At 74.7% G+C, this 12498-nt stretch carries 7 protein-coding genes; 1 reads left to right on the forward strand and 6 read right to left on the reverse strand.

Translation table 11 applies throughout. From position 1 onward, the window contains the following. Positions 1-64 precede the first annotated feature (64 nt). The 4 genes from J8N05_RS12090 to J8N05_RS12105 all read right to left on the reverse strand — a co-directional run bounded on the left by J8N05_RS12090 (position 65) and on the right by J8N05_RS12105 (position 8313). Positions 65-1060, reverse strand: coding sequence for an ABC transporter ATP-binding protein (locus tag J8N05_RS12090; protein WP_210882505.1), 996 nt, complete (start codon positions 1058-1060; stop codon positions 65-67). A gap of 85 nt (positions 1061-1145) precedes the next feature. Continuing rightward, positions 1146-4109 (reverse strand): FtsX-like permease family protein, encoded by a 2964-nt coding sequence (locus J8N05_RS12095; RefSeq protein WP_407699900.1) that lies wholly within the window; start codon positions 4107-4109, stop codon positions 1146-1148. 55 nt (positions 4110-4164) lie between these two features. Further along, entirely contained in the window at positions 4165-7638 is a 3474-nt protein-coding gene (locus J8N05_RS12100) for an FtsX-like permease family protein (RefSeq protein WP_247706244.1), read from the reverse strand. A gap of 261 nt (positions 7639-7899) precedes the next feature. Next, positions 7900-8313: a globin gene (locus J8N05_RS12105; protein ID WP_189779239.1), complete on the reverse strand. Its 414-nt coding sequence runs from the start codon at positions 8311-8313 to the stop codon at positions 7900-7902. A gap of 175 nt (positions 8314-8488) precedes the next feature. Here J8N05_RS12105 and J8N05_RS12110 point away from each other — a divergent pair, with 175 nt between their 5' ends. Continuing rightward, complete coding sequence (locus J8N05_RS12110) at positions 8489-9484, forward strand: methyltransferase domain-containing protein (protein WP_210882507.1); 996 nt, start codon at positions 8489-8491, stop codon at positions 9482-9484. A 75-nt stretch (positions 9485-9559) separates the two neighbouring features. On the opposite strand, the gene J8N05_RS12115 is transcribed toward J8N05_RS12110, so the two are convergent. Together J8N05_RS12115 and J8N05_RS12120 are read right to left on the reverse strand one after the other, a co-directional pair. Next, positions 9560-11011, reverse strand: a complete 1452-nt coding sequence (locus J8N05_RS12115) for an FHA domain-containing protein (RefSeq protein ID WP_210882508.1) — start codon at positions 11009-11011, stop codon at positions 9560-9562. A 114-nt stretch (positions 11012-11125) separates the two neighbouring features. Then, the gene (locus J8N05_RS12120) at positions 11126-12472 is read right to left on the reverse strand and encodes a vWA domain-containing protein (protein ID WP_210882510.1); all 1347 of its coding nucleotides are present in this window, start codon (positions 12470-12472) and stop codon (positions 11126-11128) included. Between the last annotated feature and the right edge of the window lie 26 nt (positions 12473-12498).

Below are 12498 nucleotides of genomic sequence, written 5' to 3' on the forward strand. Positions count from 1 at the left end.
CCTTCAGCGGCCCCTTTCGACGCCCCCTCAGCGCCCCCTTTTCACGGCCCCTTTCGCCCGCGGGTCAGCGGTGTTCGCTGTCGTCCGGCCATACGCCGATGTGGTCCGGTTCGAGTTCCAGGGCGACGCGGTCGCGCATACCGAGGGCCTCGGTGTACTCGGCGGGCAGTTGCAGCCGCCCGGCCCGGTCGAGCATCGCGTACTCGCGGGCCACCACCGTCTCGTGGCCGGTCGTGGCGTCCACCTCGGTGCGGCGCAGGACCTCCGTGGAGGTACGGCCGTCCCGGATGGCGACCGTCCGGCGGACCTCGGTGGCGACCGCCTGGTCGTGCGTGACGATCACGATGGTCGTGCCCAGCCGCTCGTTCGCGGTGCGGAAGGCGGCGAAGATCTGCTCGGCGGTGTGCGAGTCGAGTTCACCGGTGGGTTCGTCGGCGAGCAGGACCGAGGGGTCGTTGGCCAGCGCCACGGCGATGGCGACGCGCTGCTGCTGACCGCCGGACATCTGGAACGGGCGGCGGTCCCGGCACTCCGCGACCTCCAGCAACTCCAGGAGTTCCAGGGCGCGTCGGGCCTGCGCGCGGCGGCCCTTGCGGGAGACGCCGAGCTGCATCGGCAGGGCGACGTTCTGGGCGGCCGTCAGATAGGGCAGGAGATTGCGGGCGGTCTGCTGCCAGACGAAGCCGACGGTCTCGCGCCGGTAGCCGAGCCGGTCCTTCGCCCCCATGGTCAGCAGGTCGTGCCCCGCGACCCGGGCGGCGCCCGCGGTGGGGGTGTCCAGGCCCGCCAGGATGTTCATCAGGGTCGACTTGCCGCTGCCGGACGCGCCGACCAGTGCCATCAACTCGCCCTCGCGGACCAGGAGATCGAGGCCCTGGAGCGCCTGTACCTCCACGCCGTCCGTGGAGAAGATCCGTACCAGCCGGTCGCAGGTGATCAGGGCGTCATGGCCGTAGGCGGGGCGGTCGCGGCGGTCGGCGGCGCGCTGGGCGAGGTCGGCGAAGGAGGGACCGGCCGGATTGGCGGAACCGGCGGGACCGACGGAGTCGGTGGTCGTCATCGGGCGTCTCCGGTCGTGGTCGTCATCCGGTGGCTCCGGCTGGTAGTCGTGGTCGTCGGGCGCCATCGAGTGGCTTCGGGAGGGGTCATCGGGCGTCCCCCGCCCGCAGTTCCCTGACCGAACCCCGGCGTCCGGTCCACCACGCCTGGGCCGCGGCGATGCCCGTGGCGACCAGGAGCACGGCGAGCGCGGGCAGGAGCAGGGACGCAGGGTCGGTGTGCAGTGCGGCGGTGCCGGGGGGAGGGCTGTCGCCGGGGGTGGCGAGGGCCACGGCGGTCAGGTCGACGCCGGGTGCCAGGAGGCGGACCGCCGCCCAGCCCGTCAGGGCCCCGCCCACCGCGGCGAGCAGGGCCTGCGGCAGCGCTTCGAGCACGAGCAGCCGTCGGCCCTGGCCGCGGGTGAGGCCCATGGTGCGCAACCGGGCGAGCAGGGCGGAGCGTTCGGGAGCGGCGCGTACGAGGGCGAGCAGCAGCGCGAGTACGGCGTATCCGGAGGCGGCGGCGACCGCCACCGCGTAGACGCGTTCGGCGCCGGACTGGAGAGGGGAGTCGACGTACCGCGCGCGTTCGTCGGTCCGCAGGCGTACGTCCGCGGCGCTTCCCGCGGCCTTGCGCAGGGCGTCCGCGTCCATCCGGTCCCCGGTCAGCAGGAGGGCCGTCGGCCGTGCGGCGACGGCGCCGAGGCCGGCGCGGTCCACGACGAGGAAGTCGGTTCCCGAGACGGCCGGGGTCAGTTCGCGCACCACGGTGATGCGGACGGTGATGTCGCTGCCGTCCTCCAGGCGCACCGGGAAGGGCTGCGTGCCGAACCGCTCGGCGACGGCGGGGGAGGCGAGGGCGGGCAGCGGGGACTCGCTCGACGCACCCTCCTTCGAGGACCCCGAGGACCCCGAGGACCCCGAGGACCCCGAGGACCCCGAGGACCCCGAGGACTTCGGAGGCTTCGCAGACTTCGAGGGCTTCGCGTCCGCCGGTGCCGTCAGCTCGCCCGCCGGGAAGGCCCCGAGGTGTGTGCTCCGCGCCAGCCGAGCGTATCCCTCGGGCTCCACGCCGGTCAGGGACACCGTCTCCGCGCCGGTCCCGGGCCTGGCCTGGTAGCCGATGCTCAGCGGGGTCACCTCGCGTACGCCGGACGCCGAGCGGAGCTGTTCAGGCAGGTCGGCGGGGAGTGCGCCCATCACCTCCACGCGGGCGTCGGCCCCGAGGCTCAGCAGGGCCGCCCGGTCCCGTGCGTCCGCGACGCCCGCGAGGACGGACCCGCCGAACGCGGCCGTGGTGAGGGCCGTCAGCAGGGCGAGCAGGGGCAGCACCGTGGAGACGGAGGTGCGGCCCGCGCGGGCCAGGGAGAGATGCCCGACCGCACCGCGCAGCCGGCCCGCGGGACGGGCCAGCCAGCGCAGCGGCAGCGGATAGAGCCGGACCAGCAGGAGCGCGGCGATCACCCCGATCAGGACCGGTGCCAGCGCGACGAGTTGATCACCGGAGCCGGCGGCGGAACCGTCCAGGTCCGCCGGGTCGCCCGAGCCCGCCGCGCCGGCGGAACCGCCCGACGTGCCCCGGCTCCGCAGCGCGAACACCGACGCCGACGCCAGGACCAGCAGGGTGAGTTCGGCGACCGTACGGCGACGCGAAGGGCGTACGGACGCGAGGTCCTCGCGGGCGCCGTGGACGCGTACGGCACGGTGGGTGATCCAGGCGCGCACGGGCAGCATGGCGCAGGCGACGAGCGCGACCGCGGCGGCGGTCCAGACGGCGTACGACAGGCGGCCGTACGGGACGGCGAGCAGGGCGGCGGCGAGGCCGAGCGCGGCGGCCGGTACGGCGACCACCGCCGTCTCGGCGAACAGCCGGGCCGTCAGGCCGAGCAGGGAGACGCCCCGGGCGCGCAGCAGGGCGAGTTCGCCGCGGCGGCGGTCGGTGGTGAGGCCGCCGGCCATGAGCAGCACGACGGCCGCGACCGTGGCGCTGCCGAAGGCGGCAACGGCGACCAGGGGGCGGATGCCGGAGCGGAGTCCGGCGTACGAGGCGAGGACGTCGTCGAGGTCGGTACTCGCGTCGGCCTCCGGATCCGTGAGCGCGCGCACCTTCAGCAGCCCGGGGCCGGACTCCAGCGCGGCGATCGCGCTCGCCAGCCGGGGCAGTTCGCTCGCGGTCAGGGCGGCGGGGGAGGGGGCCAGCTGCCAGTAGCGGGCGGGGGCGCCGGGGGTGCCGAGGAGGGCCGGCGCGGCGTCCGGGGCCAGGAGGAGCGCGCCGAGCCAGTAGATGCTCGGCTCGGCGCCCTGGGCGGGCAGCCGTACGAGGGAGGGGGTGCGCAGGACGGGCTGGGTCGCCCAGTAGGCGCCTTCGCGGTCGCGGGGGGCGACGATGCCGGTGACGCGTACGGCGAGCGGGGCGCGTTCGACGGCGGGGACGTGGATCACCGCACCGACCTCGATGTGGAGGCTCTCGGCGGTCTCCGTGGTGACCGCGGCCTCCAGTTCCGGTGTCGAGGCGGTCACCGTGCCGTCGGCGCGCGGGAGTCGGCCCTCGCGCAGCCGGGAGTGGTCGGCGAGGCCGTTCTGCGCGACGAGGGTCATGTGCGCGGGCAGTCCGGTCGGCCGCGGCAGCCACTTCTCCGGCGATTCGAGGGATTTGGTGGTGCGCACGCCGTACGCGGACCGGCCGGCGTCGGCGACCAGCGGGCGCTCGACCACCTTCAGGATGCTCCGGTACCGCTCGCGCACCGAGGCCGGCCGCAGGACCGACTCGCGTTCCTGCTGTGTGGCGCCGAGGGAGGGCGGCGGGGCCGACAGCTGCACGGAGGTCCTGAGGGCCGTCGCGTCGGCGACCGCCCGGCGCAGACCCGCGTCCTCGTAGCGGTCGACGGCCCGTGGGAAGGACGCGGCCAGGCAGACGGTCGCCAGCACCAGCAGGGCGAGGGCGACGGTGGCGCCGGGCGCGGCGCGCAGCCGGGTACGGATCCAGGGGGCGACGACGGGGGGTCCGGCATCCCGACGCGTGAAGGTCCGGCGGCGGCCCGTCCCACTCACCTCTCCGCCCGTACCCCTCATCTCTCCGTCCGTCCCTCTCGCCTCTCCGCCCGTTTCGCTCTCCTCCCTGCCCATCTCACTCACCTCCCTGTTCGTGCAGCACACGCAACGACCGGAGCGACGAGGCCGAGTCGCCCCGCCGCAGCACCAGCACGGCGGTCACGATCAGCGGCGCGACCACCAGGCCCGCCAGCAGGAACGCGACGCGGGCGAGGGGCAGTTCCACCAGTACCTCCGGGACCGGCCGGGTGGCCCGGGACGTCAGGACGATCAGCGGAACGACCGCCCGGGTCAGTACCGCTCCCAGCGCCACCCCCACCACCAGGGCCAGCGCCACCAGGACCCCCTGCTCGGCCGCGACCAGCCGGGCCAGCTGGCGGCGCGGCGCTCCCAGCGCGCGGAGCAGCGCGAACTCGGCGCTCCGCTCCCGCAGCGAGCCCGCCGTGCTCACCGCGAAGCCGACCGCGGCCAGCGCGGCGGCGACCACGGAGGCCGCGGCGAACGCCGCCTCCGGCCCCGCCCCGAACGGATCGTCCCGCAGCCGCTCAGCGATCTCGTCGCGCACGACGACCTGCGACGGCTCGACGTCGGGCCGTTCGCGCAACTGGGCCGCCACCCGCGCCTCGGCGCCCGGCTCGGTGCGCAGCCACCACTCGGTGGGCGCGACGCTCTCCCCGTACCGCTCCTCCAGCACCCGGTTCACGGAACGCAGATCGACCAGCAGCGCCCCGCCGGAGCTCCGCGTGGCGTCGGAGCCCTCCGCGCCCTCCGTGGTCGGCAGTGCGCGGACGCTCGCCACGATCCGTACCGGGACGGCCGAGCCGCCGAAGGGGACGTCGAGCCGTTCCCCCTTCCGCGCGCCCGCGGCCTTCAGGAAGTCGTCGGTGGCGACGGCCTCGACCTCGGGCGCGGCGGGCCGTTCCGGTCGCAGCCGGATCGTCACCGACGAGGTCTCCCAGGGGGTCTCCCGGGGGATGTAGCCGGTTCCGTAGGTCACGGCCAGCGGGCGCTCGGACTCCACGTCCGGGCCCGTCGGGGTGTTGCCCGCCTTGGGGTCCGCGGTGGTCTGGTTGTTCTGCGACGTCACCTGCCAGGACGGGGGCGCCGACAGCTTCCGCCGCGTCCCGTCGGACGTCGTGGCCGTCAACTGCTCGACGGACAGCCGGTGTTCCTCCGCGCGCCCGGTCGGCTGGGACATGTCGAGCTGCGCCCCGGTCAGCGAGAGCGGTTCGGCGGCCCGGTCGGACTGCGCCTGCCCGGCCTGTGCCAGCTGCACGGTGAGGCGGTGCGCCTTTCCGTCGGCGGGGAGGTCGCCGGCGGACATGCGGTACGGGGTGCCGTAGCGGTCCTCCAGCGTCACGGTCACGTCCGCCGTCATCCTGGAGCGGTACGCCGCCGAGCCGGGCGCCGAGGGCTGTGCGCTCGCCCGGATGCGCAGTTCCAGTTCCAGCCGCGTGCTGTCCTTCGGCAGGGTCACGCCCGCCGATCCCGCCCGGCCGGGGCCGATCCCCGCCAGCAGCCGCCCGGCGGGCTCGTCCGCCAGGTCCCCGCGCAGCAGCAAGGCGGCAGCCTCTCCGCTCCCGGAGCGGTCACCGGAACCGTCACCGGATTCGTCGCCGGAGTCCGCCCCGGCACCCTCCGTGTCCAGCGCCAGCACCGCGGCCGTCCGGTTGCCGGACAGCGGCAGCGACGTACGCATCGCGGGCGCCGCCCCGCGCACGCCGTCGAGGTCCGCGTAGAGCCCGGCCCGGGACAGGCCGTCCTCGCCGCCCGCCAGGACCCGTACGGACGTGCCGGCCAGGAAGTCCGCCTGGTCGTCCTGCGAGCGGTTCCACGACGCGCCCTGGCCGATCGCGAGCATGCCCATGGCGACGGCGAGGACGAGCAGCAGGACCGGTCCCGCGCCGCGCATCGGACGACGGCTGAACTGCCAGCCCGCGAGCGCCGTCGGGAGCCCGCGGCCACCGGCCGCGCGCCGCTCGGCGAGACGGGCCACGGGCGGCATGATGCGCAGGGTGAGGACCGTCCCGGCCAGCAGGGCCAGCGCGGGAGCGGCGACCAGCAGGGGGTCGATGCCGAGCGTGTCCGTGGGCGCCGCCTCCGACCGGCCGGCGCCGGTGGAGCCGACGGCGCCGGAGGTCTGCCGGCTCAACTGCCAGTACGCGACGGCCGCGACGACCAGCAGGCCGATGTCCGCACCGGCCCGTACGGGCGCCGGCAGCGAGCGGGCCCGGCCGCCTGCCGCGGTCTCCTCGCGCGCGGTGAGCGCGGGTACGGTCACCGCCAGCGCGCATCCCAGGGCGACCGCGGCCGCCGTCGCCCACACCGCGCCGGCCGCGGCCGAGGTGTCCAGGCGCAGCCCGATCCGCGACAGCGCCCCCTGCCCGGCCAGCAGCCGCGTCAACGGCCCGGCGAGCAGCGGCGCGCAGACGGCGGCCGGCAGGGCGAGGAGCGAGGCCTCCAGCGCGGCGAGTGCGGCCACCCGTCCGCGCGAGGCACCGCGCGCCCGCAACAGCCGTGTCTCACCGGCCCGTTCGACGCTCAGCAGCCGGGCCACGAGCAACAGCGTGTAACCGGCGAGCAGGGCGAGCTGGAGCGCGACGATCAGCAGCGTCGAACGGGAGACGAGCAACGACCGCTCGACCCGCTCCAGTTCCTCCGGCAGCGAGGTCGTGATGGCCGTGGTGCCGTGCAGCGCGGGCGACTTGCGCAGGGCACCGGGCCCGGTGGTGGCCGCCTCCCTCAGGGCGTCGATCCGACCGGTCGTCAGCGCCGAGAAGTCGGCGGACGCCAGCCAGGCGGTCGGCCCGGAGCTGACCCGTCGCTCGTCCCCGGTGGCCGCGAGCACCGACGGGTCCGCCAGCAGCGGCCCGTACGTCGTGAAGTCGACCTTGCTGACCCCGCGTCCGTGCAGGTCGTCCAGTTGCCAGTAGGGCGAGGTGACGCGCACGGGCCGGTAGAGACCGGTCACCAGGATCCGTACCTCCGGGCCGTCGAAACGGTCGACGAGGGTCAGCCGCGTGCCCGGTTCGACCGCCAGCCGGCGGGCGGCGGTCTCGGGAAGGGCCACCTCGATCTCGGGGCCGTCGGCGAGGTCGCCCGGGGCCCGGGGCGCGCGTCCCTCGACCGTCCGGACCTGGGAAGCGTCCAGCGCCGCGAAGTGGGTGAGATCCGGGTCCTTCGAGCGGGCGGCGGGCTCCTGGAGGGACCTCGGCAGGGCGTAGGGCCCGGACCGGGACAGCGTCCGCAGCGTCACGGGCAGCCCGTCGAAGGTGCGCTCGGCCCCGTCCCGTACGGCCCGGTCGGCGGCCTTGCGCTCCTCCGCGGGGACATCGGCCTTGACGACCAGCGTCGTGGCCGCGGCGCCCTGTACATCCGCCTTGGCCGCCTTGTCCCCCTCGTCCGTCGAGGTCGCCGGGGTGTCGAGGAGCGAGTGCCGCAGTGCCGCGTCGCCGATCGCACCCGAGTACGCGGTCAGGGTCGCCAGGACGGCCGTCGTCAGCACGACCGTGAGCAGCGCAGCGGCCAGCAGCAAACGATGCGCTCGCACACGCAGTAGGACGAACCCCGTCACCCGGCCCCCCGCCGTATCGCCGGACTTCCCGGATCTTCGACGATGCTGTCAGAGGTGAGGGGGCGCGGGTAAGCGCTTGAGGACTGGGTTTGACCGGATCGTGACCGGAATCCGGCGACGCGCGACCGGAATCCGCGCGTCAGCCGGTTCAGTTCACTCGTCGGCTCACCTGTCAGGTCCGCTGCCAGGTCACCCGTCGGGGAGTGCCGTCGCCCGGTCTCCGGCGGACGTCGCCGGTCAGCCCTCGGTGTTCACCATCGAAGCCGCCGCGTACGTCAGGTAGTTCCACAGCGTGTGCTCGTGCTCCTCGGAGAGGCCGAGCTCGTCGACGGCGACCCGCATGTGCTTCAGCCAGGCGTCGTGCGCCGCCCGGTCGACCGCGAAGGGCGCGTGCCGCATCCGCAGCCGGGGATGCCCGCGGTTCTCGCTGTACGTGGTCGGACCGCCCCAGTACTGGATCAGGAACAGCGTGAAGCGCTCCTCGGCCGGGCCCAGGTCCTCCTCGGGGTACATGGGCCGCAGCAGCGGGTCCTCGGCGACACCCTCGTAGAACCGGTGCACCAGGCGCCGGAAGGTCTCCTCGCCGCCGACCTGCTCGTAGAAGGTCTGCTCCTGAAGCGTGCCGCGCCGAATCTCTTTCACACCGTCCATGGTCTCAGACGGGCAGACCGATGACTCAGGACTTAGGACCACCGGATGATCGAGACTTGGGACCACCGGATGATCGGCCGTATGGAAGGGGCCGGTTCCCGAATCGAAGGGGCCGGTTCCGGATCGGTCGGCCCCGGCGCTCGCCTCCCGGCCCGTCCCGCAGCACAGTGGAGGTATGAGCGCGTACGCGGTCGACCACGGGCTCGACGACCTCGCCGCCACGGCGCGGGCGGCGCTGGTGCGCGAGATCGACGCGAGCGGGGCCTGGGACGCCGACCCGGTCTGGCGGGCGGCCTTCGCGGCCGTCCCGCGCCACCTGTTCGTGCCGTACTACTACGTGGGGGCGGGTGGCCCGCAGGGCGGCTACGAGCGCAGATGGGGCGAGGACCCCAGCGTGCGCCGACGCGAGGAGTGGCTGCGCGGGGCGTACGCGGACACCCCGCTGGCCACGCGCCTGCGCGACGGCGAGCTGCTGTCGTCCAGCAGCCAGCCGTCCCTGATGGCGAAGATGCTGGCCGAGCTGGCGGTACGGGACGGGGACGCGGTCCTGGAGATCGGCGCGGGCACCGGCTACAACGCCGCGCTGCTCTCGTACCGGCTGGGCGACGAGCTGGTCACCACGGTCGACCTGGATCCGGAGATCACGGAGTCCGCCCGGCGGCACCTGGCCGCCGCGGGCCGCCGCCCGGCCGTCGTCACCGGCGACGGGGCACGCGGCTGCCCGGAGCGGGCCCCCTTCGACCGTGTCGTCGCCACCTGCGCGCTGGACACGATCCCGCGGCCCTGGCTCGCCCAGTGCCGCCCCGGTGCCCGGATCCTCGCCCCGTTCGCCACCGGCCTGATCGCCCTGCGGGTACGCGACGCCGGGCACGCCGAAGGCCGCTTCCTGCACACGGCCGCCTACTTCGTGCCCCTGCGCGGCGGCACCCGGGCCGAGCGAGAGGCCCCGGACGTGCACCTCGCCGGCCTGCCGCGCCGGGCCAGGGGGGACGAGCTGCTGCGCTTCCTGCTGACCCTGACGGCGGGCGGCCTCACCTCGGACCAGGCGCACGCGCTGTGGGAGCACGAGGCCTGGCCGGCCCGCGAGCGGTACGGGATCACGGTCGACGGCGACCGCGCGTGGGCGTGGCTGGACGACCCCGCGGGGCCGTACACCTGGCCGCTGCCGTGACCGCGGCCAGGTGCCGTACCGCGTCGGACCGATGCCGTACGGCGCTCGACCGATGCCGTACGGCGCCCGAAGTGCCTAGCCCCGCCGGATCGTGATCGTCGTCCAGGCGCCCACGTGCACCCGGTCGCCGTCCAGGAGCGGGACGGGGACGAACGGCTGGATCGGGTCCTCTGCGCCGTTGACCGTGGTGCCGTTGGTGGAGTTCTGGTCGACGACCGCCCAGCTGTTGTCCGGCTGCTGCACGAGCACCGCGTGCTGGTGCGAGACGCCCGGGTCCTCCGGCGGCACCGACAGATCGATGTCCGGGGTGTCGCCCGTGGAGTGGCGGCGGCGGCCGATCGTGATCTGGTTGCCGCTGAGCGGACGCTGCTGTTCCGGCGAGTACGCGGGCAGGTTCAGCCCCGCGGCCTCCGGTCCCGAGCGCTGCATCATCGCCATGAAGTACTCACGGTCGGGCCCGATCGTGATGCTCCACGACAGCGACTGCTGTGGCGGTTGCGGCTGCTGCTGGTACCCGGCGGGCGCCTGCGTCGAGCCGGCCTGCGGGTAGCCGTAGCCGCCACCGGGTCCGGGCGGACCACCAGGACCACCGGGGCCACCGGGTGCGGGCGGGCCGCCGGGGCTGCCGGGCGACGGCGGTGAGATCACCCAGTCGTCCGCGCCGCCCCCGAAGGACGGACCGCCCGGCGCCGGCGGACGCCCTGTCTCCGGCGGATACGCGGTCTCCTGCTGATACGAGGGCGGACTGGACTGGCCGGGAGGACCGGACTGCCCGGGCTGCTGGAACCCCTGGGGACCACCGGGACCGCCCTGGCCCCCGGGACCGTTCGGGCCACCGGGTCCGTTCGGGCCGCCGGGGCCGCCCGGACCGCCGTAACCGCCCTGCCCACCGGGGCCGGGCCCGCCGTACCCGCCAGGTCCGCCGGGGCTGGTGCCCCCGGGGCCGGGCGGCGGCGGTACCGGTCGTGAGGGATCACCGGGGAACCCCGAGGGGTCCTCGCCGTAGGGCGGGATCGGCTCCGCGGGCCGGTTCATCTGCGAGGGCCGGGAGCCCTGGTAGTCGAAGCCGCCGTGGGTCGGTCCTGACTGCCCGGGAGGCGGCTGCTGCTGGAAGCGGAGCGCCGGGTTCTGCCCGCCGGGACCCGCACCCGGGCCGCCGGCACCGGGCCCACCGGGACCCGGACCGCCGGGACCCGGCCCCGGGGGACGCGGCGCGGCCGGGGTGTACGAGGTCGCGGTGTTCGTCAGGAAGTTCCACCGGCACTCCTCGCAGAACGGCGCCCCGCCCTCGCGCGGGGTGCGGCACTGCGGGCACAGCTCCGCCTCGGGCGCCGGGTCGGGCACCGCGGACAGGTGCGGCCGGCCGCCCTGACCGGGCGGCGGCTGCGCACCGGGCGGCGGATAGCCGTAACCGGCCGCCGGGGGCGGCGGCGGAGGTGGCGGGGGCACGGCACCGGCCATGCGGTGACCGCAGACCTCGCACCAGTCGTCGGAACCCGACTGGTGTCCGTTCGGGCAGGTCGGCATGTCGGCGCTTCCCCCTCTCATGTCCGGCCCACCGGGGACCGTAAATCGTGCAGAACGGCGTGCGTGATGCTCGCGTTTCGCTACGTACTGTGCGCGTAGTGCCTGTGCACTGCGCTACTTCTTTACACGAACAGTCTTTGTGGACCGTGTTTCGAGAGTCATCTCGTCGGCCTCCGCGACCTTCGCCTTCAATCGCACAGTACCCGCCGCGGCATCGACCACGTCCACCACCTTCGCAAGCAGTTTCGCCGTATCCGCGTTTCCGGACGCGCTCGCGAGCTGAACCGCGCGGCCCAGTTTCGCCGTTGCCCCGTCGGCATCTCCCGCTTTGCGCGCATCCAGGCCCTGTTGGATGACTTGCGCCAGTTCCGCCTGACCCGTGTAGTGCGCGACCTGCGGATTGATCGACGTGGACGCCGTCATGTCGTCCGTCCACACGGCCCGTACGAGCCCCTGCGCGCCCAGGGTCTGGGCGGTGCCGTCGCCGTGCGGGATCACCAGGGAGACCCGGGCGGCCAGCATCTCCTGCCCGAGGCCGGCCTCGGGCACCTCCACACACACGTGGTAGTCGCGGGACTCGTCGCCCCAGGAGCCCGTGGGGTAGTCCCCGGCGCGCGGGCCCGCCTCGGTGCGGCGGTCGGTCAGCGGCTCGACCGTCGGCGCGACCTGCTTGACGAACTTGATGGAGGTGTCGACCGGGGTCCACAGCCGCAGCGCCACGTCCGCGACCTCCTTGCCCATGGCCGTCTCCATCATCTGCGTGAAGTCGGCGGACAGGCCCGCCGGATCGGCCACGATGTCGGCGGTGCCGAGCAGCGCGGACGCGATGCCCGTGACTTCTTTCACTTCCCAGTCCGTGCCCACGCCCCGGGCGTCCGCGGTGAAACGCCCGGCGCAGGCGTCCAGGGCGGCCTTGAGATCCTCGGGCGACTCGTGTTCGTTGCGGCCGTCGGTGAGCACGATGCCGTGCCGGATGGTGACGTCCGCCGAGGACAGCAGCCGGTCGGCCAGCTTCAGCCAGGTGCCGATCGCGGTGCCGCCGCCCGCGCTGAGCTTGCGCAGCGACTGCTTCGCCTGCTCACGGGTCTGCGGGTCGGCGACGGCCAGCTCGCCGTTGCCCGGGTAGACCTCCTTGGCCACGTGCGTCCCGCCGATCACCGCGAAGTGCACGCCGTCCCGCAGGGCGTCGATCGCGGCGGCCGTCGCGTCCCTGGCGCCGCGCATCTTGGTCGGCGGGTAGTCCATGGACCCGGAACAGTCGACCATGATCGCCACGGCCGCGTCCGGGCTCTGTCCCGGTGTGTACAGATGGGGTGCCGCGACGGCACTCCCGACCGTGCCGCCGCCGGTGGAGGTGACCGTCACGATCGCGTTGACCTCGCGGCCGCCCTCCGGCAGGTACTCGTTCTGGTAGACCTCCACCGAGAACTGCGGCACGTTCGACTTCGAGAAATTGGCCATGCGTTCTCTGCTCCCCCTCAGGACTC

The sequence above is a fragment of the Streptomyces liliiviolaceus genome, from assembly GCF_018070025.1.
Lineage (GTDB): Bacteria > Actinomycetota > Actinomycetes > Streptomycetales > Streptomycetaceae > Streptomyces > Streptomyces liliiviolaceus.